We start from the raw sequence: 22,817 nt of genomic DNA, 5'->3' as shown, positions 1-22,817 counted from the left end.
TCCTAGTCAAACCGAAGACTTTAGGGGAGAAGGCAGGGGGAAGGGGAACCCCTCAACGGCCTCAAAGTTGCTGTTGGGGTAGGATTAGCCGGTATTAAAAGGGCTTGGTATGTACAAGAAAATCCAAGCACACACTCACCCGAAGGGCAGGCTAAGACGCTGATGGAGTTCAAGGTCGGAGATACGGTGGTCTACCCCCATCACGGTGCCGCGGTCATCGAAGGTATTGAGCAGCGCGAATTCAAGGGCGACAAGGTGGACTACCTGGTCCTGCGCATCAACCAAGGCGATCTTTCTGTGCGCGTTCCCGCTGCGAATGCAGAGAAGGTGGGCGTACGTGACGTGGTGGGTGAAGAAGGCCTGCGCAAGGTCTTCTCCATGCTGCGCGAAACAGATGTGGAAGAGGCTGGCAACTGGTCTCGCCGCTACAAGGCCAACCAGGAGCGACTGACCTCCGGTGATGTGAACAAGGTTGCCGAGGTTGTTCGCGACCTATGGCGCCGAGACCAAGACCGCGGTCTGTCCGCAGGCGAAAAGCGCATGCTGGCCAAGGCACGTCAGATCCTAGTGGGAGAGCTGGCGCTGGCCGAGGGCGTGGATGACAAGAAGACCGATGCGATCCTGGAGAAGATGCAGGAAACCATCAAGCGTCATCGCGAAGCAGCCGAGGCCGCACGCGCCGCAGGCATCGACGAGGACGAGGATGCTTCCAAGGGGCCAATCGACCTCGACGAAGCGTTGGACGAAGACGACGAATAAGAAGCAGTAGCTCCCGCCGTGCCTGCCGTTTACGCACTCGTCGCCGCCGCCGGAAGTGGCAGCCGGCTGGGGTTTGACCAGCCCAAGGCTTTTGTGGAGCTGGCGGGACGCACTCTGCTGGAGCGCGCACTCGATGGTTTGGCTCGCTCTGAAGTAATTGATCACGCGATTATCTTGGTCAGTCCAGACATGCGGGAAACTGCGGAAAAGCTCATCCAGCAGGACTTTAATCGCGCCTCGTGGGCGGGGATGGCCGTCAGCGTCACTCTCGGAGGAGGCGAGCGGATGGACTCTGTGTGGGCAGGCCTCGAAGAGCTCGCCCGGCGTGAGGTACCCGAGGACAGCCTGGTGGCCGTGCACGACGCCGCCCGCTGTATGACTCCACCCGAGATGATCGCCCGCGTAGTGGATAGTGCGCGCTACGGGGCCAAGCATCAGGCATGGTCCGGGTCTGTTCCCGTGGTTCCTGTGGTGGACACCATTAAGGTGGTTGACCAGGCCCGCGCTGGATCCGCCGATGGAGAAATCCTGCTGGAACAAACCCCAGCCCGGGATACCTTGCGCGCGGCCCAAACTCCGCAGGTATTCCGCTTAGACGAGCTGCGGGAGGCAAACCTGGAGTACTTGGCAACGGTGGAAATCAGCTCGGCCCATGCGTCGAGAAACACGGGGAATCAACCACTGATGACCGCCACCGACGATGCCTCCCTGATGGAAATGGCCGGTAAGAAAGTCACTGCGGTAGACGGCGAACTGTTGGCCATGAAGATCACCACTCCGCTGGATTACCGTGTGGCCACGATGCTGCTGGCAGACCTAGAAGACACCGACAAAGGCACCACAGAAGAAGGTTAAAAAACAGACATGAGCATGCCCATCCCACGCGTAGGAATCGCCACCGATGCCCATCAGGTTGAGCCGGGAAAGCCCTGCTGGATGGCGTGCCTGCTGTTCGAGGAAGAGCACGGTTGCGAAGGGCACTCTGACGGTGACGTGGTGGCGCATGCGGTGGTGGATGCGCTGCTGAGTGCGTCTGGCTTGGGAGACCTCGGATCCTTCGTGGGTGTGGGGCAAAAGAAGTATGACAACGTCTCCGGCGCACAGCTGCTCAAAGAATGCCGTGAGCTGCTGGAATCCAAAGGTTTTCAGATTGGCAACGCGGCCGTGCAGATGGTGGGCAATCGCCCCAAAATGGGACCCCGTAGGGAAGAAGCAGAGTGCGTGATGGGCGAGATCATCGGCGCTCCCGTGCGTGTTTCCGCCACCACGACAGACCGCATGGGGTTCACCGGACGCGGGGAAGGCGTGGCGGCGGTGGCCACGGCGATCGTTTTTGAGCCTGACCTACAATGAGGGCGTGACTTTGAGAATCTACGACACCGCAACCCGTACACTTCGCGACTTCCAGCCAGTCCGGCCCGGCCACGCCAGCGTGTACCTGTGTGGAGCCACGGTGCAGTCCATCCCACACATCGGGCACGTGCGCTCCGGGGTGGCGTTCGATGTGTTGCGCAATTGGCTGGAGGCCAAGGGCCTGGACGTGGCCTTCGTGCGCAACGTGACGGACATCGACGACAAGATTCTCACCAAAGCCGCGGAGAACGGTCGCCCGTGGTGGGAGTGGGCAGCTACGCACGAGCGCGCCTTCAACTGGGCGTATGACCAGCTGGGCGTGACCCCGCCGTCCATCGAGCCGCGCGCCACCGGGCATATCCCGCAGATGATCGAGTACATGCAGCGCATCATCGATAACGGTTTGGGCTATGCCTCCGAGGGCAACGTGTATGCCCGCACCGCCGCGATTAAGAACTATGGGTTCCTTTCCGGGCAGAAGATCGACGAGATGGACCAGGGTGAATCCGCTGGTCAGGGCAAGCAGGATCCGCGCGATTTCACCATGTGGAAGGCCGCCAAGCCCGGTGAGCCCGCGTGGGACACCCCGTGGGGCAGGGGACGTCCTGGCTGGCACATCGAGTGCTCCGCGATGGCAACCACCTACCTCGGTGGCGAGTTCGATATTCACTGCGGTGGCCTCGACCTGCAATTCCCGCACCACGAGAACGAGGCCGCGCAGGCCCATGCCGCAGGCGATACCTTTGCCAATTACTGGATGCACAACGGCTGGGTCACCATGTCCGGTGAGAAGATGTCCAAGTCTTTGGGCAACGTGTTGAGCATCCCCAACGTGTTGAAGCTGGTTCGCCCTGTGGAGCTGCGCTACTACCTTGGCAGCGCGCATTACCGCAGCATGCTGGAGTATTCTGAGGCTGCATTGGCCGAGGCCGCAGCGGGTTACCGTCGTATCGAAAAGTTCGTTGTGCGGGCTTCTTCGTTGATTCCCGACGCCACCCCTGACGTTGCCGTGCCTGTCGGAGAGGTTCTGCCGGAGTTCGCTGAGAAGATGGACGAGGACTTGGCTGTGCCGCAAGCGCTGGCCATCATTCACGATGCCATCCGCCGCGGCAACAAGGCGCTAGAAAAGGCCGAGGCTGGGGACGCAGAAGCCAAGGCGGATGCCATCCGCATCGCCAGCGAAGTCCGCGCCATGACCGCGGTGCTGGGCGTGGATCCACTTAGTCACACGTGGCTGGAGTCCACCTTGGCCACTCGTGGTGGTTCAGATTCCGCGATGGGCGCGCTGGACGTGCTGGTCCAGGCGGAGCTGGAGCGCCGTTCCACCGCCCGTGCCGAGAAGGACTGGGCGGTTGCCGACGAGGTGCGCGACCGCTTGGCAGCTGCCGGCGTGGAGGTCACGGACACCGCCGACGGCGCGAAGTGGTCGCTGAAGGGCTAGTCAGCCAGCGCCTTCCCGCGCTGCTCCGGCAGCGTAAACGCAGCCAGCGCGGCAACCGCGAAAGCAATACCGAATACCGCGAACAGCAAGCCCTGGCCACCGAAGCTCAGCAGCGGTGGCACCGTTAGTGGCGCGAGGATTGAGGCGATACGGCCAAATCCCGCCGCAGCTCCCGTGCCTGTGCCGCGCAGGCTGGTGGGGTAGAGTTCCGGGCCGATCGCGTACAGCGCGCCCCATGCGCCGAGGTTGAAGAAGCTCAGGAAACAACCCGCCACGATGATTTGCCACTCGGCGTCCGCCAGCCCGTATCCGGCAGCTGACAGCGCCGAGCCCACCAGGAACGTAGCCAGCGTGGCACGCCGTCCCCACCGCTCGATCAGGAATGCGCTGACCGCGTAGCCCGGGAGCTGCGCGAGGGTGATGATCAGGGTGAACGTAAAGGACTTCACCAGCGTGAACCCTTGGGCGTGCAGCAGCGAAGGGATCCAAATGAACGCCCCGTAGTAGCTGAAGTTGATGCAGAACCACACCACCCACAGCGCCGCGGTCCGCTTCGCCAGCGCCCGCCCCCAAATCCCGGTGGCTTGTTCCACGGCGTGGTCGTGAACGATCACGGTCTCTTCCATCGCGTTGATTTTCTTCGACGCCAGCGCCGGGGATTCCTCAAAGGAGCGAACCACCGCTTCCGCCTCCTCGTGCTTGCCCTGAGACTCGAGGAAGCGCACAGATTCTGGCATGCCGCGGCGGATCACCACCGAGTACAGCGCAGGGATACATCCCAGGGCCAGGGCCCAGCGCCAGCCATCGGCGGAACCGCTGACGATAAATGTGCCGATCACCGCGGCCAGGATCCACCCCAGCGCCCAGAATGCCTCGAGCAGCACCACCATGCGGCCGCGCACTGCTCGCGGGGAGAACTCCGAGATCAGGGTGGAGGCCACGGGTAGCTCCGCGCCCAAACCGAGACCCACCAGGAAACGGAACACGATGAGTACTGCGAGGCTTCCGGACAGCGCGGATGCACCGGTGGCCACTCCGTAGATGATCAGGGTGGCAGCAAAAATCTGGCGGCGGCCGAACTTATCCGCCAGCAGACCGCCCAAGGTGGCACCCAAGGCCATGCCCACGAATCCGGTGGAAGCCAACCAGCTGGTCTGAGTGGTGCTCAGCGACCACTGCACAGACAGCGCGGCCATCACGAACGAAATCAAGCCCACATCCATCGCATCCATGGCCCAACCCACACCAGAAGTGCCCAAGATCCGCGCATGTTTGCGAGTCACAGGTAAGGAATCGAGACGCTCAGTCCGAGACGGCGAGGAGTTGGCGTCGGAAGAAAAAGGGGCTTGGCCCACGGGCGAATGTGCGGGGTCGCTACCCACGCCTCCTGAAGTCATGACTTGGGATAATACCCTTATCGGGGCGTGGGCGTTAGACTTGGCGGAGCGAAAATATAAGGGAGAATAATGGCTGGCAATTCACAGCGTAAGGGTGCCATCCGCAAAACAGAGCGGAAGGGCGCAGCCAAAGGATCCGGGGGACAGCGTCGGCGAGGCTTGGCAGGCAAGAAAGACACCCCGAAGGCAGAAGACAGGACCTACCACGCAGCGTATAAGCGCAAGAAGCAGCAACAGCGTCGCTCTTCCGGTGCGCACGACAACCGAGCGGCAATCCGTCAACGTCACGGCATGGACGAGCAGGTAGAACTGGTTGTCGGTCGCAACCCGGTGATCGAGTGCCTGCACGCGCAGGTGCCCGCGACGGCTCTGTACGTGGCAGAAGGCACCAAGAGCGATGAGCGATTGGCTGAGGCCGTGCACACCTGCGCGGACCGCGGCATCGCGGTGCTGGAAGTCTCGCGCCAAGAACTGGATCGGATGACCGGCAACGGCATGCACCAGGGTATCGGCCTGCAGGTACCTCCGTTCCAGTACGACGAGGTAGAAGACGTTATCGAACGCGTGCAGTCCACCGGCAAGCCCGGCATGATTGTGGCGCTGGACAACATCACTGACCCCCGCAACTTGGGCGCAGTGATCCGCTCCGTGGCGGCCTTCGGTGGGCACGGCGTGATCATTCCAGAGCGCCGTTCGGCATCCGTGACGGCCGTCGCATGGCGAACCTCAGCAGGAACGGCCGCGCGCCTTCCCGTGGCGAAGGCCACCAACATGGTGCGCTCGCTTAAGCAGCTGCAGCAGTCCGGCTACCAGGTCATTGGCTTGGATGCTGGTGGCGACCACACGCTGGATACCTACGATGGCACCACTCCCGTGGTGATCGTGGTGGGTTCCGAAGGCAAAGGATTGTCCCGCCTGGTACGAGAGACCTGTGACACGATCCTGAGCATCCCGATGGCCGGCAAGGTGGAATCCTTGAACGCATCGGTTGCTGCGGGTGTGGTTCTCAGCGAGTTTGCGCGCCAACGTCGCATGGAGACTGGCAAGTAACAGATGGCGCTGGGCTGCATCTTCGTGGCGCTGTCCTCGGTGCGTAACCGCCGCAAGAGCGCTTAGCTTGTATTCCCGGCCCGGGTTCTAGTGATGAGCCGGAGCCGGGTCATTGGGGTCTGCGTGATGGTGATCGTGGGGATCGAATTCACGCGCGCGGACCTCGTCTGCGTGCAGGCGTCGACCTTTCATCGACGCCACCGCCCGGCACACCAGGTAGATCACAAAAGAAATACTGGTCACGAACACACTGACCGGAAGACCTGGAGCCAGCGAGGCGATGAGACCGCCGACCGCAGCCGTCACAGAAAACAGGCCGGAAAGCACCACGGCCACCACGGGATTGGCGGTGATTTTGATGGCGGCGGCACCGGGCGTGATCAGCAGGGCGATGAGCAACAGCGCGCCCACCACCTGCACTCCTTGGCTGGCCACCACGCCGATGATCGCGGCGAAAACTAGAGCTAACGTGCGCACTTTCACGCCCGATGCGGCCGCCACGATCGGATCGACTGTCGCAAACAACAGTGGCCGCCACAGCAGAGCCATCACCACTACGACCGCTACCGAAAGCAGCGCCAGACCGCCCAGTGAAGAGTTGGAAACGCCCACGATCTGGCCGGTCAGAAGGCTAAACGCTTCGGTGGAACGGCCGGGGTAGAGGTGGATAAACAGCACGGATAGTCCCATGCCAAAGCTCAGCACCACCGCGACAATGGCATCTTGCTCGCGGTTTCCCAGCGCCGTCAGCACGAGTGCTGCCAGCACCGCGCCGAGTACCGCACCCCAGCTCACGCCAAAGCCAAACAACAGTGCGGCGGAGGCGCCCATCAGTGCGAGTTCACCCGTGGAGTGGGCCATGAAGCTCATCTTGCGCATGACGATCAGCGGCGCGATGGCGCCGGAGATGATGCCCAGCAAGAGTGCCGCGAGGATGGCGTTTTGTACAAAGTCGATGCCCAACAACATCTGCGTATCAGCCCACCAGGATCCGGTGTGAAACTCGCTCATACGACCACCAGTTTTCCGTCGACGTTGAGAACCTTTACCTCGGTGCGATAGAGCGCGGAGAGAGTCTCGGAGGTCATGATTTCCTCCACCGAGCCGATAACGTGTCCGTGTGGAGTGATGTACAGGACGCGATCAGTGACATCCAAAATGGGATTGATGCCGTGCGTGACGAACACCACGGCCGTGTTATGCTCACGTCTGCGCTGGTCAAGTAGGTGAACGGTGCGTTGTTGCGCGCGCAAATCCATGGAGAGCAAAGGCTCGTCGCACAGCAGCACCCGTGGATCGTTTGCCAGAGCCTGCGCTTGGCGAATGAGCTGCTGCTGTCCGCCGGACAGTTCCCCCACGCGAAGATCAGCCAGCCCTGTGGCGCCAACTTGCTCCAGTGCCGCGGCCACCTGGTGAGCAGATGGCCGCCGGTTCTTCACCACTCCGTGCGCCAGCGCTAGCCCCACCAGGTCCTTGGCGCGCAGGGGAGTTTGCGGATCAAACATCCGCTGCTGGGGAATGTAGCCAACGGGCCCGTCCACCTGAACGGAACCGTGCGTCAACGAGCGGGTGCCAAGGGCGACGTTGAGCAAGGTGGACTTGCCCACGCCGTTGGAGCCGAGCACGGCGAGGAACTCGCCGGGAGCGACCCCCAAGTTGAGGTCACTCCACAGCGGCTTCACCGCTGCATCGCGAAAAGTTAAAGGCATGGTTAAACAATCTACGCCGGTGGAGAATTGGTGCTACTCGGTGGCCTTTTCCAGGTCCTTAATGAAGTGATTGACGTAGTCAAAGTAGTCATCGCCGGAGTCTGGGGTCTCGTTGATATTGACCACCGGGATGTTCTTTTCTTCTGCCGCGCGGATCAGCTCTTGAGACGCTGCGGTTTGGGATTGGGTATTGGTGACCAGGAAATCCACGTGGCCGTCGTAGATCTCTTTCTGTGCTGCAGCGATATCGGCGGCAGAGGGCTCGGATTCCTTGGCCACTGCTTCTGCGAACCCGCTGGGGGTCACGTCATGAAGAGAAGATTCGCCCAATAGGTGAGAGGCCACGGGTTCGGTGAGCATGTAGTTCCTTGCGGGCAGCTGATCCACGCGCTCGGTGAAGTCTTGGGTCTTGGAGGTGATGCTTTCTGCGTCCTCCGGAAAAGAGTCATCGAGCTTGTGCAACTCTTCTGCCAAGCCCTCGGCGAGCTCGTTGACCTTGTCCATGTCCATCCACATGTGCGGATCGTCGGCGAATGCCGCGCCGTGGTTATGGCCGGAGTGATTGGCGCCGCTGTCTTCCTCGGAACCAGAAGCAGCGTGGTTGTGCTCGTCTTCGGCGTGATCGTGGTTTCCGTGATCGTGGGTATGCGCCTCGGCAAGTGGAGCGGCGGTCACCATGGGTACGGATTCGTTGACGTTATCGGTCAGCCAGTTATCGTAGCCAGCGCCGTTAGCCGCCACGAGGTCTGCGGAGCGTATCTGCGCGATATTGCGTGCGGTGGGCTCAAACTCGTGGGGATCGTCGTTGGTGGAGGACAAAATAGAGGTCACTTCCACCTTGTCGTTGCCATCGGTCAGAGCCTTGGCTAGGTCGCCGTAGATGGACGTGGAAGCCACCACGGAGATCTTTCCGTCGTCTGCGGGGCTGTCATTGGATCCGCCTTCGGCACAGGCGGTCAGGCCCAGGGTGAGGGTGGTAGCGCCAAGGAGTGCAGCAAGTGAGCGTTTCATGATCTTGAGATTAAGTAACCTGACAACCATTGTCAATTAAGGCTGTTAAAGACAAACCTCCTCCTCGTGGGCACGTTGTCCGGCCACGCCATAGACTAGAGACCATGAATCGATCCGCCCGCCGAGGCACCCTCGCCTCCATCGCTGCTGAGCTGGGCGTTTCTCGAACCACCGTCTCCAATGCGTACAACAAGCCGGATCAGCTATCTGAAGAGCTGCGGGAGAAAATCCTCAACACCGCCACGCGCTTGGGATACCCCGGTCCAGATCCCACGGCGCGTTCGCTGCGCACCCGGCACGCGGGAGCCATTGGCGTTCTCCTCACTGAGGAGCTCACCTACGCATTCGAGGATCAAGCCTCTCTGGAGTTCATGGCCGGAGTCTCCGAGTCCTGCAGCAAAATGAACGCCTCTATGCTGCTCATCCCGGCCGGCGTGGATCCCGAAACCTCTGCGAATCGCGCCGCAGAGCTGATCAACCAGGCCAGCGTAGATGGGTTCATCGTGTATTCGGTGGCGCAGGATGATCCTTTCCTCGAGGCCGTTGTTCGACGCAACATCCCCACCGTCATCTGCGATCAGCCCGCCGATGCTCATCGCATCCACTACGTGGGCATCGACGATGGCCAAGCGATCCAGCCCGTGGTGCAGCGGCTAGTGGATGCTGGACACCGCAAGATCGGCATGCTGTGCATCCGCTTAGATAGAACCCCCAACAACGGCCCGGTATCCGCAGAACGGCTGCGCACCGCAAAGATGCACGTGCAGCGCTCCCGCATCGAAGGAGCTCTCGCCGTGCTGGCAGAGGCCGGGATCTCGCAGGACAATGTGCCCATCGTGGAGCGGCACATCAATGATCAGGACAATTCCCGTAGCGCGGCCGAGGAGCTCCTCGATGCACATCCAGAGCTCACGGCAGTGATATGCACCGTGGACTCCATGGCGCTGGCCGTAGCCGACGTGGTGGAAGGCCGCGGCGGCATGATCCCGCGGGATCTGTCCGTGACCGGATTCGATGGCATTCCGCAGGCAGTCAACCGGGGCATCGTCACCGTCCGTCAGCCGTCCAAGGATAAGGGGCGGTCCAGCGGGGAAATGTTGGCGTCGAACATTGAACAAACACACAACGAACACACCGGGCGCATCAAGAAACGGGGGGCGGGCACGGGGGCCACGAGGATCCTGCTGGAGACGTCCGTGATGGACGGAGAATCGATCGGTGCACCACGAACAGGGGCTACCGAGTAGCTTCGCGCCAATCTAGCCGCGAGCGGCGCGGGCCTGCGCCAGCTGTTGCAGGAAATCGCGGACGGCCTCTGGATCTGGCAGTCGGCGGGTAGCTGCGGACTCGCCCTCGCCGACCTTGATGCCGATGTCCTGGCCAGGGCGCAGGATGTTCATCACGGTCTCGTCGGTGGTGTCATCACCAGCGAAAACCACTGCATCGATGCCTGGGTTTGCCTGCGCCACAAACTCGGAGACGTAGCCGCCCTTCGTTGCAGAGACCACCGATACCTCCACGATGTCCTTGCCCACCGTGACCTTCGCCCCCTCACAATCCAGGGCGAAATCCTGATACTCCTGCGCCGCAGTCACCGCCACAAAGCGATCCTTGGCCCCGCGAGTGTGCAGACCGACAGCAACCGGCTTGCGCTCCACCCACATGCCCGGATCCCGCTGCGCCTGCTGCTCAGCGAACAACGCCAACTGGCTGAGCAGCTCCCGCTGCGGATCGCTGAGCTTGACCAAAGGTTTATCCGCAGGTTCAGCGCCGTGGCTGCCCACCATGCGGATGATGCCATCGCCACCCCGGGCAGCCTGCGCGCTCCTGCTTGCATCCAGCTCCGTGACAGCGGAAAGCAACTCGATGTTTCGCCCCGAAATGACCATCACCGACGTACCCGGCAAACCAGCCAGGGTATGCAACGCATCCATCGCGCCGGGCACCGCACGGCAGTTAAACGGGTCCACAGAAAAAGGTGACAAGGTGCCATCGAAATCCATGGCGACCAGCAACTCTGGAACCTCGGCGAGATAAGAAACGTCAGCAGCAGATAGCACAGTCACGTGCTCCTTCACAGATGAAAATGGTGTGGTGAGGCAACAGCGCGGTGAACTTTACGCGCCGCTGATGAATTCTACGGAACCGGTGGCCTGCCACTGCGGTGAATCAGGATCCACGCGCTGCAACCGCAGGGAAGTGTCCGAGGGGCGAGACACGTGTAGGGTGCCATCGCGCAGAACCGAGCTGAGGCGATCCGCCACGTCCTCGTCACCCGGCACGCACCGAGCATCGCCGAACTCTTCGGAGTGCACCTCACCAATGGACATCTCGGAGGCGTCCTCGTTCCACTGCAGGTCCCCGCTCAGCGAAATGCAGCCGCTTGCCCCCGTGAAGGAATCTTCACCGAAAACTAGGAAAGAACGGCCCTGCAAAGATTCGGCGAGTTGGTGCGGCCGGTTGCTTGCGTCGAACACAGAGGTGACTTGCCACTGCGTGGAACCCAACGGTGCCTCGTCAGTGCCGCAGGCAGAAAGACCCAATGCACTCACGGCGAGCAAGCCCACTGCGCTCGCTCCGCGAAACCTCCGGGTACCCAGGACTGTCACTGACGTGCCTCCTTTAACTGGTGCAGGAAGGTATTGGCCCAATGGTTCACGTCATTGACCTCCACGTGCTCCCACATGGCCTTCATGCGCTCGCGGCGAGTCTCATTGGGCTCCTCCATCGCGCGGACAATCGCATCGCAAATGGACTGATTATCGTGAGGATTACACAGATAGGCCTGTGTGAGCTGCGTGGCCGCACCCGTGAACTCGCTGAGCACCAGCGCGCCGCTACCATCCGCATGGCTGGCCACGTACTCCTTGGCCACCAAGTTCATTCCGTCCTTGATGGCGGTGACCAGCATGATATCCGTGGCGGCATACAAACCCACGATCTGCGCAAACGGTAGGCCGTGGTGGATGTAGTGCACCAGCGGACGGCCCAGCTGGCCGTAGTTTCCGTTGATGCGGGAGACCACCTTCTCCACCTCTTCGCGCGCCTTGCGGTAGTCATCCAGACGCTCGCGAGAAGGGGTAGCCACCTGCACCATCACGATGTCTTCCGGATCCAGCTGGCCGGAATCCAGCAGGGATTCCACGGCCAGCAATCGGTGCAGGATGCCCTTGGTGTAGTCCAAACGATCCACGCCAGTCAGCAGGTACTTCGGCGAGCCCAGTTGAGCGCGTAGCTGGGTGGTCGCAGCCAACGTCTCTGCGGCCATGGACTGCTGCTGAACCTGTGCGGAATCGATGGAGATGGGGAATACCCCGATCTTCGCGGTGCGGCCATCCTCGAGGGCGACTCGCCCCACGATGCAGCCATCCTCCGGCATCCGCGCGCCGTGGAAGAACTCAGCGGCATCGGCATCGTCGTCGGTGGAGACCTCGTGGCCGAGCGCGCGCAGCGTATCGAGGAAGTTGCGTGCGCTGTCCTGCGTATGGAAACCGATGACATCCGCGCCCAGCGTGCCCTTGAGTAGCTCGTCGCGCCACGGCAGTTGGCGGAAAAGCTCCGGGTTGGGGAAAGGAATGTGCAGGAAGAAGCCCACGCACACATCGGAACGCTGGTCGCGGAGCAGCTGCGGAACCAAGTGCAGCTGGTAGTCCTGCACCCACACCGTGGCATCTTGGGCAGCGGTGCGCGCGGCTTGGTCGGCGAAGCGCTGGTTGACCTCTTGGTAGCACTCCCACCAGTCACGATCGAAGCGGGGCGGGACGATCAGGTCGTGGTACAGCGGCCAGAGTGTGGCGTTAGAAAAGCCCTCGTAGTACTGCTCAAAATCTTTAGCGGTGAGGTTGACGGGGATGGCGCGCAGACCGCCTGCCTCTTCCACCGTGGGCATGTCCGAATCTTCCACGCGGTCGGTGGTGCCGGGCCAGCCGATCCACGCGCCGTCGTTGGCTCGCAGTACCGGGCGTAGCGCGGTGACCAGCCCTCCGGGCGACGGCGTCCAGGACTGTTCTCCGGTCTTGGGATCTTTCGCGCGATCCACTGCCAACCGGTTGGCCACCACAACAAAATCGGCAGCGCCGGGTGCGGACGCGTGGTCAGTGGATTCTGGCTGATCAGTCACGGTGCAGCGCGTGCCTATCTGCGGCTTACTTCGCCGCCTTCTTGGTGGTTTTCTTGGCGGTGGACTTCTTCGCGGTGACCTTTTTAGTTGCCTTCTTCGCCGTCTTCTTGGCAGCCTTTTTCGCTGCCTTCTTGGTGGTCTTGCGGGTGGTCTTCTTGGCCTCTTCCTCTTCGGCGGCCAAGTCCGCGACGACCTTGCGGTGGATTAGACCTTCTGGCTCCACACCCAGCATGGACATGAGGGTGACAGCATCGAGGAAGTCTTCCGAGTACGTGGCGACGATTCGCTGAGCGGCCTCTGCAGTCTCCGCCTCCACCGCGTGCAGTGATTCGGTGTTGGCGGTGCGGTTATCGGTGACCTTCGGCGGCACGTGTCATCCCCTTGTTTCTGTGGTTCTACTTGCTGGTCTTGCTAACCATCCTACTCTAGCGGGTCGGCGTTCTTTTTTCCGCCGACGCCATACTCTGCCCCTTCCGCTTCGGAGTCCTCATCTGCCGAGTCCTCCAATAGTGGAGCTTCACGTTCGGCGACCTGGGCGTCCAGCTGCCACAGTGACTGCGAGCCCTTTTCCTGGCGCTTACGCCAGTGCAGTGGTTGGCGCACGCGGCCAGATTTGGTCATGCGTGGAGTAATGGCGATCTCGCGCATCCGAGGCAGATTAGGGCGACGGATACGGCGCGCCGTCCACTCACCCAGAACTACACCGGCGGCCAATGCCGTGGCGGTTGCCAGCGCGATGGCGAGGTTGGAGATACCAACCACGAACTGATCATTGAGGATCGAGCTCATGCCGCGGTAGAGAGCCAGACCGGGGAGGAACGGGGTGATGCCCGCGGCGGCGGTGATTTGCGGCGGAATCATGAAACGACGGGACAACACACCACCGGCAAAGCCCACGCTAATCGCCGCGATTCCACCGGCGGCAACGCTGGTGAGTTCCCAACTGTCGATGAACAGGTAGTAGAAAAAGCTGGCGATCAGTGCAGCGGCTGAGGCGACGATTGTGGCTTGACGCTCGGTAAAACACGCCACACAGAAAAACGCCGTGGCCGCGGCACCGGCGAGGATCTGAACGGTGGTGGTGCCGAAGGCGCCGACAGTTTGCGAAGTATCCAGTGGTGGAAGGGAGAAACCGAAGGCCGTGGACACTTGGATACCGGTACCGATACCGGCGATAATGCCTCCCGTATGCAGCAAAGTTTCAAAGAACCTGGCGGAAGACGTCACGGGGGCACCGGTCACGCCGTCTTGCAGGGCCTGGACCAGAGTCAAACCTGCCAGCAAGGCAACGATGCAGGAGGCGACCACCAGCGAAGGCGGCAAGTACACGCCAATTTGGTCCGCAAGGCGATAGGCCACGCCAGCAGGAATCACCGCGATGAAGCCACCGATGAAGTTCTGGAAGAACACCGGCAGAGACTTCGACGCCAGCCATGCGTTGACGAACACCGTGAAAATGGTGGTGAACGTGGCCACGACAGCTACGGCCCATCCACCGCCCAGCAACAGTGCAACAGCACCAGCGAAGAATCCCCACGCGCCCAAGGCGTAACGGTTGCGGTAGGGAAGCGGGGAGACCTCGATCTCGAAGAGAATCTTTTGCGCTTCTTCCAACTGCACACCACCGCGAACGATGGAACGGACGAGCCGATCCACCTCGGTGAGCCGAGAGAAGTCCGTGGTTAGGCTGTGCACCACGCGGAACGTGGACGCGGGATTCTTGGACTGGTCATAGTAGGCGTAGATCGTGATGGTGTTCAGCGTGATGTCCACGTGAACGTAGTGCAGACCGTACGCGGCGGTAATGCCCTTGATCTGGGCTTTGGCATCCGAATTGCCAGTGCCCGCCGCCAATAGCAGGTCGCCAATGCGGGCGGCCAAGTCCATCACCGCGTGAATCTTGGCGGTATCGGTGAAATCGATAGGGGCCAAGGGAGAAGGGGGCGGCGCCATGCGTATGGCGTCGATCGTCGCCCTATTACCGGAGAACATGAGGTCCGCACCCTTGCGGACTACATCCTTGATCTTGCTAACCACGCCCTTACCGTACATGTTGGACGAGACACGAGAATAGGGGGCGGGCGAATTGGTGGAAGCCCCGCACACACTGCTAATCTTTGGACTGCCTAAGCACGTTAAAAGTGCACGGGTGACGCTGGAGTGGCGCAATTGGCAGCGCAACGCACTTGTAATGCGTAGGTTGCGAGTTCGAGTCTCGTCTCCAGCTCAAAAGCCCCAGGTAGAACATAGTTTCTGCCTGGGGTTCTTGTGTGTTTATCTGAGGCTAGTTGTTTCAGCTCAGTGCTTCGCGAAGTCGTAGAGCATCACGTGGCACGTCTCGTCGTCGTTGAGCCCGCGATCCTCAAAGCCCAGCTTCTCGTACACGTGGAACGCGCGATCATTGCCCAAGTCCACCGCGAGGCTCACACCGGGCTTGCCCTTATCTCGAGCCACTTCCACGGCCGCCATCAGCAGCTTTCCGCCGAGACCGCCGCCAGTTTTGCCCTTGGCTAGCGCAATGGCCAGTTCGGGGATGTCTGCAGAGACAAAGCCGGCGGCATGCTCATCGTCGGTCTTGTTGAGTAGCCAGGACGCGCCGATTGGCTCACCGTTTTCCTCTAGGATGACGCCTCCTTGATTCTCGTCCCAGGCGTCGACATAAAGAACAACGTCCTGCGCATACGAGTCCGAGACATCCTTGTCCTCACCCCACGTGTCCGCCTCGCGGAACATCTCCAACAAAAAACCTCGATCCGCTTCCCGCGCAGGGCGGAAGGAGATCGAGGAGGGGAGCTTGGAAGTGTTGTGGCTGGTAGTCATGAAATCCAGACTAACAGCCGCCCACTAAAGCCCGGGGTGGCAGAAGAAACTACCAGATGAAAACGCGGTCGCCTGGGTTCAGGTTGTTGAAGTAGAACTCGGCGTCAGCGCGGTTCATGCGCACGCAGCCAGCGGACTGAGTGTTGGTGGTTCCCTGGTGGAACGCGTGGCCACGGTTGGTGAAGTAGGTGGCGAAAGGCATTGGCGCGTTGTTGAACTCGCGGGAGACCTCATCGCGCACCTTGTACTGCACGGTGAAGTTGCCACGAGGGGTTTCCTGACCCGGCTTGCCATGGGACATGGTCACCGGACCGTAGGTGATCTTGCCGTTGTTCTGCAGCCAGGTGCGGTTGTTGGCCAAGTCCACACATGCACGAGCGGACGGAGGGCAAGGGTTGTTCGCCCGAGCGCGGGCAGCAGCTGCGGCGGCCGCACGAGCAGCATCGGCCTTCTGCTGTGCGGCAATGCGTGCATCCTCGCGCTTCTGCAGCGCACCGGGGGCCACGAAGTTCGTGGTGTCATCGATGCCCTGCTGCACAGGAACGCGAGCTTCATCGGGGAGGTTGTTAGTATCGCGGATTGCTCCGTCACGCACACCAAGCACGCCGTTGTTGAAGTTCTCGCGAGCCTGGTTCAGCTCCTGCGGAGACGTTCCGGGGATGGTGGGAAGTGCGGGCTGTGCGGAAGCAACTCCACTGCCGAGGCTGGAAGCTGCGAGGAAGGCGATGCCGAAAGAGGCTGCACGTCGACCGGTACGGCTAGGACGACGGTGGGTGCCGATGTAATTGCTCATGCGAATACTGTATGCCTGCTGGTTAAACAGTGCGAATTCTTTAGGAGAGACGCGCATGAAGTTTATCAAAACGTTATGAAAACTATCCGGTCCATCTCTCACAGGAAACGTACAGTGACCATTCAGACAAACCGGACTGGGGTGAGTCACAATGACATCATGACAACGCCCAATACTCAGCCAGTCAAGGTGCTCGTCGTTGACGACGAAGCCAATATTTCAGACCTCATCAAGGTCAGCCTCAAGTTCCAAGGCTTCGACGTCGAGACCGCAGACAACGGGGCAGATGCCCTCGAGCTGGCCAAGGCGTACCAGCCAGATGCATTCATTCTGGACGTCATGATGCCGGGCATGGACGGGTTCACCCTCCTCAGCAAGCTTCGTGCCCAAGGCCACGAGGCTCCCGTGCTCTTCCTTACGGCCAAGGATGGCGTGGAAGATCGCATCCACGGACTGACCATCGGTGCGGATGACTACGTCACCAAGCCCTTCTCCCTCGAAGAGGTCATCACCCGCCTGCGCGTCATCCTGCGCCGCGTGACTCCCGAGGAAGAAGTGGAGTCCAGCGTCATCACCTACGAGGATCTCTCCCTCGATGACGACATGCACGAAGTCACCAAGGCCGGCGAGATCATCGATCTTTCCCCCACCGAGTTCAAGCTGCTGCGCTATCTGATGGTGAACGCGGAGGTTGTGCTCAGCAAGTCCAAGATCCTCGATCACGTGTGGAACTACGATTTCGGTGGAGACGGCAACGTCGTAGAGAGCTATGTTTCCTATCTTCGACGCAAGATCGATACGGACGAGCCTCGCCTCATCCACACTGTCCGAGGCGTGGGCTACGTGCTGCGTAAGCCCCGGGCTTAAGCCAGGATCTACTCGGACATAATTCACTGTGTTTTCTCCTAACCCTGAACAGGAACGTCCCGATACGCAGGAGCGTCCTAAGAGAAAGTTCTCGCGGCACATCCTGAGCCGCATGCCATTGCGCGTGTCGCTGGTGATGGTGATTGGACTGCTGACAGCGCTCGGCCTCACTGTCTTTGGCGTGGCTGTGACAACCACCCTGCAAAACGTGATGGTGCAGCAGATTGATGATCAGCTGACTAATGCGACCAACACGTGGGCGCACCAGACCATCGATTCCGGGACGCAACAGCCACAACAGCAGACGTCCGTCCCCGGCGACGACGGCCCCAAGCGGCCTCCCAGTGAGTTCTACGTACGGGTGGTAGACGGCGATTACTCGGTGGAATCCTTTAACTCTGTATTGGATTCCCTTCCAGAGGTCTCCTCGCTGACACAGCCCGGGCAACCGAGAACCGTTCCGGCGCGGGCAGGATCAGCGGATTTGTCATCGTGGCGGGCGGCCAGCGTGCAAAACTCAGACGGTACCGTAACTATCGTGGCGCTCCCACTGGCAGATGTGGAGCACACCGTGGCGCGGCTCGTGTTCTTCCAGCTGATGCTGGGAATCGCTCTGCTGGCAGGCGTCATGGCGCTGAGCATGTACATCGTGCGACGCGCGCTCAAGCCGTTGAATGAAGTGGAATACACGGCGTCATTGATCTCCCGCGGGCAGCTGGGGCAGCGCGTTCCTGAGGGTTCGCCACGCACGGAAGTGGGCAGGCTCTCTGAAGCGCTGAACCGCATGTTGCAGCAGATTCAAGGAGCATTTGTGACAGTGGCGGCGTCGGAAAGACAAGCCCGCAAATCTGAGGCCTCCATGCGCCGATTCATCGGGGACGCCTCCCACGAACTGCGCACCCCACTGACCTCCGTGCGAGGATACGCTGAGCTCTACACCTCCGGCGCGACCGACGATGCGGGCATGGTGGTGGGCAAGATTTCCGAAGAAGCCGGCCGCATGAGCCTGCTGGTGGAAGACTTGCTGGCGCTGGTGCGCATGGACGAGAGCAGGCCGATGCGCAGTGATCGCGTGGACATGCTCGAGGTGGCGTTGGAAACCGCAGAGTCGACGCGCGCAGCCTTCCCCGGCAGGGTGGTGAACGTGCGCAACCAATCGGGAAGTGTGCCGGTGGTGGTCGGCGATTCCGCTCGCCTGCACCAAGTGCTCAGCAACCTGCTGACCAACTCCATGCGCCACGCGGGAGAGGAAGCAGAGACCACCGTGGTGCTGCGGACCGATACAGACGTGGTACCAAACAGCTTGATCGTGGAGGTCAGCGACAACGGGCGCGGAATCCCGGAAAAGGATCTGCCACACCTGTTTGATCGTTTCTACCGGCCAGATGTCTCGCGCTCCCGCGCCTCCGGCGGCTCGGGGCTGGGTCTGTCCATCGTGAAGGGCCTGGTGGAACAGCATGGCGGCAGCATCACGGTGCATTCCACCGAAGGCGAAGGAACGAGCTTCCGCATCTTGTTGCCACGAGTGTCTGAAGATTCTCTCGAATCAGGTCAGTGATCATCGGCCGAGGGCAGCGGGGAAACCGGCAGCTAGCAGCCAGCAGCTAGCTGTCTTCGGTCCAGTCCAGGTCATGCTCTAACCCATCCAGCAGCGTCTCTTGGACTAAAGCCTGTACGTGGGGGTTGCTGGGCAGTTCCTCGTGCCGGCACCTCTGAATGCCGGAATCCTGCAGGTAGGCGTTTTTCACTCGGGGAGAGCCATCCGAGCGTGTTCCCTCGCCCTCCAAAAAGGCCTGATCGGGCGGGACCACGGTGGAATCATTCAGCGTGGCAAAGCAGGTGTAAATAATGTCCGGTCGTGTATCCGGACTGGCGGCCAGCGTCTCCAGCAGTGCGGAACCCATCACCTGTTGCATGCCCGCGGGGCCGAAGATGCGACGAACCATGGCGGTGGCCATGCGCTGTGTGGTCTCACTGGTGAGCAGGCCGCCGAGCATGCCCAGCAGGGACGTGCCGTGGTGTGGCGCGCCCAAAGTGATGAGGTGATGGACGTAATCCTCACCTTCCATCTCATTAATCCAGTAGCGCGCCAGCAGCCCGCCCTGAGAGTGGCCCACGATGTCCACCTGGGGTGCTCCAGTGGCGGCGATGACTTGCTCGATATACGCGCCCACATCGGCTGCTGACGTGGGAATATCTTGCGTTCCGTGTACTCCGTAATCGGGGCAGAACACCACAAAGTCATCGGCCCGCAAGCGCAGCACTAAGTTCTGCCACACGTTCTTTGAACTGATGGTGCCGTGGATCAAGATGACCGGATATGGGCGGTGCAGGGGAGGGCGGGCCTGCCACAAGTCGTCCGCGTAGCCGTGGGATACTTGCCGGGCGCCCAGTGGGGCATCCGCAGGCTCCCTGCGGAGTTGGGGTGAATTGCTGCGGTTGATGCCTAAGTTGCCGGGAATATCCCAGATGAACTTGCCGGTGGAAGCCATGCCGCTGCCCAAGCGGGAGAACAGCCCACGGGAAGCAGCTTCTGAATCTGCTTCCCCTTCCCGCAACACTAGGGCATCGTCGCCGCCGAGGTGCTCGGCCATTTCGCGTTCGTCGACGCTGCCGTCCAGTTCGCCTTCGATCTCGCCGTCGAGATCGTCATCCGGGTCATCGAAGGGGGAATTGTTGCCGATATCCTCGGCATGCAGCCATTCGTCATCGTCGGCTGCGTCCTCGATGTCGGCGGTATCGAGGTCAGCAGGATCGACTTGAGCAGGATCGACGTCGGATACGTCCGAATCCTTCGGCTGGTGACGCGATCCAGGGCGTGGTGAGTCAGTCACAAAACAATCTTCGGTTTAAGAAAGAGCGGCCCGGAGCTTCTCGGCGGCCTCGTCCATCGCGGCATCGTCGGTCTCGTCCGGCTTCATGGCGTTGGCCAAGCTGTATCCGGACATGTCGTTGGCGGGGAAAATGTGGATGTGCGTGTGGGGCACATCGAATCCGGCGATGAGGTAGCCGGCGCGTTCGGAGCCAAACACATCGATCACTGCCGCGCCGACCTTTTGCGCAACCGAGTTACAGTGCGCCCAGGTCTCTGCGTCCAGATCCGTCCATTTGTCCACTTCTTGGATCGGTACCACCAAGGTGTGTCCGTAGGCCACGGGCTCGATGGTGAGAAACGCAGCGACCTTGTCATCGCGGTAGACAAAACGTCCGGGGAGTTCGCCGTTGATGATTTTGGTAAATACGCTCGTCATGCTCACCCATGCTAGCTACATTGCGCTGACGTGGCCGGTGAAAGCGGTGACGCTACACTGTTATTCATGCGCATACTTGTGATCGGAAACGGTGCCCGCGAGCACGCTTTGGCTTACTCCTTGTCCCGCGATCCCCAGGTGACGGAGGTTCACGTTAGCCCTGGTAATGCGGGCATGAGTGCAGTTGCCACGCTGCATCCGCAGAGCGATCCGGTAGATTTGGCCAAGGATATTCAGGCCGATCTGGTGGTGATTGGTCCGGAGATTCCTTTGGTCGCCGGAGTTGCTGATGAGCTGCGCGCCGCGGGCTTCGCCGTGTTTGGTCCGTCCGCACAGGCCGCCCAGATCGAGGGCTCGAAGAAGTTTGCGAAGGACGTTATGGAGCGCGCCGGGGTCAAGACCGCACGCGCGTTGCCGGTTTCCATGGGCGCTTCTGATTCAGAGATCGACGCCGCCCTAGAGCAGTTTGGGCCTCATTATGTGGTCAAGGACGATGGTCTAGCCGGAGGTAAGGGCGTAGTAGTGACCGACGATTACTCCCAAGCCCGCGAGCACATCGCGGCTGTCCACGAAGGCGGAAACCCCGTGCTGCTGGAGAGCTTCCTCGATGGCCCAGAGGTCAGCCTGTTCTGCTTGGTCGATGGCGAAACCGTGGTTCCGCTGCTGCCCGCCCAGGATCACAAGCGCGTGGGTAATGACGATCAAGGTCCCAACACCGGCGGCATGGGTGCCTACACCCCACTGCCTTGGCTGCCGGAGGACGGCACGCAGCGCATCGTCGATGAAGTTGTACGCCCGGTGGCTAAGCAGATGGTGGAAGACGGCGTGCCGTTCAACGGTCTGCTGTACGCCGGACTGGCCTGGGGCGAGCAGGGCATTTCCGTGGTGGAGTTCAACTGTCGCTTTGGCGATCCAGAGACCCAGGCTGTACTGGAACTACTGGAGACCCCACTGGGTGGTGTGCTTAACGCGGTGGCCACCGGAACCCTGGCCGAGCTGGAGCCGCTGCAGTGGAAGGACGGCTACGCACTGACCGTGGTGCTGGCTGCTGAGGGTTACCCCGAATCGCCCATCACCGGCACCCCGATCACGGGAGCAGATCCGGGCAGCGAGTCCCGTGGCGTGAGAGCGGCGGGAGTCAAGGCAGCTGAGGACGGTTCTGGCCTGGTCAGCGCTGGCGGTCGCGTGGTCAACGTGGTGGCCACTGGCGCTACCCTTGAGCAGGCTCGCGAGGCCGCGTATGACGAGCTGAAGAACATCACCTTGCCCGGTGGACACTTCCGCACGGACATCGCTTTGCCTGCAGTTAGGGGTGCGATCAGCGTCGATGCCTGAGGGCCATCTCATCCATCGCCTGGCCCGCGAACTCAATCGTGAGTTCCAAGGCCAGGTTCTGCGCGTCACCTCTCCGCAGGGACGGTTCGCCCGCGAAGCTGCGGCGCTCAACGGTTCCCGCCTGACGCGAGCCGAAGCCTGGGGAAAGCACCTATTCCTGGACTTTGACGTGCCGGACTTCTCTGCAGGAGCGCAGCCCGGAGCACGCGCAGCTGAGCACATTGTGCACATCCATTTAGGGCTCATTGGCACCTTCCACATCGAGCCCTATCAAACGGGGCCGCCCGTAGGCCAGGTACGCCTCCACGTGCACCGCATCGACGCCGAAGGCGGCGAGGATATGTGCACGTGGGGCAACGTTTTCGCCGCAAACCTGCGCGGGCCGCAATGGTGCCGGCTCATCACCGACGAAGAAAAAGACATCGCGGTGGCCGAGCTGGGCGCGGATCCGTTGCGAAGCGACCAAGCCAATGAACAGACCCTGGCCGAGGTCATGGACAAAGTCTCGCGCACTCGCCGGACCATCGGCTCGCTCTTGATGGACCAAAAGTTCTACGCCGGGGTGGGCAACATCTATCGCGCGGAAGTGCTCTTTCGGCTAGGCATTTCGCCGGAGCGGGAGGGCGCGGAGTTGGCGTCGGAAGAAAACAAGGCCATTTGGGCAGACCTGGTCACGCTCATGAAAGACGGCGAGGCCGCAGGGCGCATCGATACTGTGCGCGAGGAACACACCCCAGAGGCGATGGGGCGGCAACCGCGCAAAGACGACCACGGGGGAGAGGTCTACGTCTACAGACGCGCAGGTCAACCGTGTTATATCTGCGGAACGGAGGTCGCGGAACGGGTAGTGGAAGGCCGGAATCTGTTCTGGTGCCCGACCTGCCAGAGCTAACCGGTCGCCCGCACGCAGA

General features: G+C 61.3%; 23 protein-coding genes and 1 tRNA gene. 11 read left to right on the top strand and 13 right to left on the bottom strand.

What is annotated here, in order from left to right; genetic code table 11:
- Positions 1-162 precede the first annotated feature (162 nt).
- The 4 genes from CS919_RS03395 to cysS are packed head-to-tail and all read left to right on the top strand — an operon-like array spanning position 163 to position 3,553.
- Positions 163-759, top strand: coding sequence for a CarD family transcriptional regulator (locus tag CS919_RS03395; RefSeq protein WP_099298095.1), 597 nt, complete (start codon positions 163-165; stop codon positions 757-759).
- An 18-nt stretch (positions 760-777) separates the two neighbouring features.
- The gene (locus tag CS919_RS03390; RefSeq protein WP_099298094.1) at positions 778-1,614 is read left to right on the top strand and encodes an IspD/TarI family cytidylyltransferase; all 837 of its coding nucleotides are present in this window, start codon (positions 778-780) and stop codon (positions 1,612-1,614) included.
- 9 nt (positions 1,615-1,623) lie between these two features.
- Positions 1,624-2,112: a 2-C-methyl-D-erythritol 2,4-cyclodiphosphate synthase gene (gene ispF, locus CS919_RS03385; RefSeq protein WP_099298093.1), complete on the top strand. Its 489-nt coding sequence runs from the start codon at positions 1,624-1,626 to the stop codon at positions 2,110-2,112.
- A 4-nt stretch (positions 2,113-2,116) separates the two neighbouring features.
- Positions 2,117-3,553: a cysteine--tRNA ligase gene (cysS, locus tag CS919_RS03380; RefSeq protein ID WP_099298092.1), complete on the top strand. Its 1,437-nt coding sequence runs from the start codon at positions 2,117-2,119 to the stop codon at positions 3,551-3,553.
- Here the strand turns inward: cysS and CS919_RS03375 are convergent.
- Positions 3,550-4,950, bottom strand: coding sequence for an MFS transporter (locus CS919_RS03375; protein WP_099298091.1), 1,401 nt, complete (start codon positions 4,948-4,950; stop codon positions 3,550-3,552). The genes cysS and CS919_RS03375 overlap by 4 nt on opposite strands.
- A 69-nt stretch (positions 4,951-5,019) precedes the next feature.
- Between CS919_RS03375 and rlmB the strand changes: the two genes are divergently transcribed.
- On the top strand, positions 5,020-6,000 hold the full coding sequence (gene rlmB / locus CS919_RS03370) for a 23S rRNA (guanosine(2251)-2'-O)-methyltransferase RlmB (RefSeq protein WP_099298090.1): 981 nt from the start codon (positions 5,020-5,022) through the stop codon (positions 5,998-6,000).
- An 87-nt stretch (positions 6,001-6,087) separates the two neighbouring features.
- On the opposite strand, the gene CS919_RS03365 is transcribed toward rlmB, so the two are convergent.
- Genes CS919_RS03365 through CS919_RS03355 form a run of 3 tightly spaced genes read right to left on the bottom strand, consistent with a single transcriptional unit; the run spans position 6,088 to position 8,720 of the window.
- Positions 6,088-7,011 carry a metal ABC transporter permease gene (locus tag CS919_RS03365; RefSeq protein WP_099298089.1) on the bottom strand — a complete coding sequence of 308 codons (924 nt, stop codon included), beginning with the start codon at positions 7,009-7,011 and terminating at the stop codon, positions 6,088-6,090.
- Positions 7,008-7,709 (bottom strand): metal ABC transporter ATP-binding protein, encoded by a 702-nt coding sequence (locus CS919_RS03360; RefSeq protein ID WP_099298088.1) that lies wholly within the window; start codon positions 7,707-7,709, stop codon positions 7,008-7,010. The genes CS919_RS03365 and CS919_RS03360 overlap by 4 nt, the downstream gene beginning before the upstream one ends.
- Positions 7,710-7,742: 33 nt before the next feature.
- Entirely contained in the window at positions 7,743-8,720 is a 978-nt protein-coding gene (locus CS919_RS03355) for a metal ABC transporter solute-binding protein, Zn/Mn family (protein ID WP_099298280.1), read from the bottom strand.
- Positions 8,721-8,824: 104 nt separating this feature from the next.
- Here CS919_RS03355 and CS919_RS03350 point away from each other — a divergent pair, with 104 nt between their 5' ends.
- On the top strand, positions 8,825-9,967 hold the full coding sequence (locus CS919_RS03350; protein WP_099298087.1) for a LacI family DNA-binding transcriptional regulator: 1,143 nt from the start codon (positions 8,825-8,827) through the stop codon (positions 9,965-9,967).
- Between the two features lie 12 nt (positions 9,968-9,979).
- Here the strand turns inward: CS919_RS03350 and otsB are convergent, their stop codons facing one another.
- From otsB to thrE, 5 genes are read right to left on the bottom strand one after another with little or no spacing between them, the layout of a single operon-like run.
- Complete coding sequence (gene otsB, locus CS919_RS03345) at positions 9,980-10,786, bottom strand: trehalose-phosphatase (protein WP_234990791.1); 807 nt, start codon at positions 10,784-10,786, stop codon at positions 9,980-9,982.
- Between the two features lie 51 nt (positions 10,787-10,837).
- Positions 10,838-11,329, bottom strand: a complete 492-nt coding sequence (locus CS919_RS03340) for a hypothetical protein (protein ID WP_234990790.1) — start codon at positions 11,327-11,329, stop codon at positions 10,838-10,840.
- The gene (locus tag CS919_RS03335) at positions 11,326-12,840 is read right to left on the bottom strand and encodes an alpha,alpha-trehalose-phosphate synthase (UDP-forming) (RefSeq protein WP_099298086.1); all 1,515 of its coding nucleotides are present in this window, start codon (positions 12,838-12,840) and stop codon (positions 11,326-11,328) included. Before CS919_RS03335 ends, CS919_RS03340 begins: the two co-directional genes overlap by 4 nt.
- A 25-nt stretch (positions 12,841-12,865) precedes the next feature.
- Positions 12,866-13,210: a hypothetical protein gene (locus tag CS919_RS03330; protein ID WP_099298085.1), complete on the bottom strand. Its 345-nt coding sequence runs from the start codon at positions 13,208-13,210 to the stop codon at positions 12,866-12,868.
- Between the two features lie 50 nt (positions 13,211-13,260).
- Positions 13,261-14,877 (bottom strand): threonine/serine exporter ThrE, encoded by a 1,617-nt coding sequence (thrE, locus tag CS919_RS03325; RefSeq protein WP_306345839.1) that lies wholly within the window; start codon positions 14,875-14,877, stop codon positions 13,261-13,263.
- 117 nt (positions 14,878-14,994) lie between these two features.
- Between thrE and CS919_RS03320 the strand changes: the two genes are divergently transcribed.
- Positions 14,995-15,067, top strand: a tRNA-Thr gene (locus CS919_RS03320).
- 71 nt (positions 15,068-15,138) lie between these two features.
- On the opposite strand, the gene CS919_RS03315 is transcribed toward CS919_RS03320, so the two are convergent.
- Both CS919_RS03315 and CS919_RS03310 read right to left on the bottom strand, forming a co-directional pair.
- Complete coding sequence (locus CS919_RS03315; protein ID WP_099298084.1) at positions 15,139-15,660, bottom strand: GNAT family N-acetyltransferase; 522 nt, start codon at positions 15,658-15,660, stop codon at positions 15,139-15,141.
- A 49-nt stretch (positions 15,661-15,709) separates the two neighbouring features.
- Positions 15,710-16,510 (bottom strand): L,D-transpeptidase, encoded by an 801-nt coding sequence (locus CS919_RS03310; RefSeq protein ID WP_234990789.1) that lies wholly within the window; start codon positions 16,508-16,510, stop codon positions 15,710-15,712.
- 102 nt (positions 16,511-16,612) lie between these two features.
- On the opposite strand from CS919_RS03310, the gene CS919_RS03305 reads away from it, so the two are divergent.
- On the top strand, positions 16,613-17,320 hold the full coding sequence (locus CS919_RS03305) for a response regulator transcription factor (protein WP_099298275.1): 708 nt from the start codon (positions 16,613-16,615) through the stop codon (positions 17,318-17,320).
- 112 nt (positions 17,321-17,432) lie between these two features.
- Positions 17,433-18,878, top strand: coding sequence for a sensor histidine kinase (locus CS919_RS03300; RefSeq protein ID WP_099298083.1), 1,446 nt, complete (start codon positions 17,433-17,435; stop codon positions 18,876-18,878).
- A gap of 46 nt (positions 18,879-18,924) precedes the next feature.
- Here the strand turns inward: CS919_RS03300 and CS919_RS03295 are convergent, their stop codons facing one another.
- Together CS919_RS03295 and CS919_RS03290 are read right to left on the bottom strand one after the other, a co-directional pair.
- On the bottom strand, positions 18,925-20,154 hold the full coding sequence (locus tag CS919_RS03295) for an esterase/lipase family protein (protein ID WP_234990788.1): 1,230 nt from the start codon (positions 20,152-20,154) through the stop codon (positions 18,925-18,927).
- A gap of 15 nt (positions 20,155-20,169) precedes the next feature.
- Positions 20,170-20,571 (bottom strand): HIT family protein, encoded by a 402-nt coding sequence (locus CS919_RS03290; protein WP_099298082.1) that lies wholly within the window; start codon positions 20,569-20,571, stop codon positions 20,170-20,172.
- Between the two features lie 66 nt (positions 20,572-20,637).
- On the opposite strand from CS919_RS03290, the gene purD reads away from it, so the two are divergent.
- Both purD and CS919_RS03280 read left to right on the top strand, forming a co-directional pair.
- A complete protein-coding gene (gene purD, locus CS919_RS03285; protein WP_099298081.1) occupies positions 20,638-21,906 on the top strand; it encodes a phosphoribosylamine--glycine ligase in 1,269 nt (422 codons plus the stop codon).
- Positions 21,899-22,798 carry an Fpg/Nei family DNA glycosylase gene (locus CS919_RS03280; RefSeq protein ID WP_099298080.1) on the top strand — a complete coding sequence of 300 codons (900 nt, stop codon included), beginning with the start codon at positions 21,899-21,901 and terminating at the stop codon, positions 22,796-22,798. Before purD ends, CS919_RS03280 begins: the two co-directional genes overlap by 8 nt.
- The last annotated feature ends 19 nt before the right edge of the window (positions 22,799-22,817 follow it).

Origin of the sequence: Corynebacterium dentalis, from assembly GCF_900232865.1 — a bacterium.
GTDB classification, from domain to species: domain Bacteria; phylum Actinomycetota; class Actinomycetes; order Mycobacteriales; family Mycobacteriaceae; genus Corynebacterium; species Corynebacterium dentalis.
This window is presented reverse-complemented; position numbering and strand designations above follow the sequence as displayed.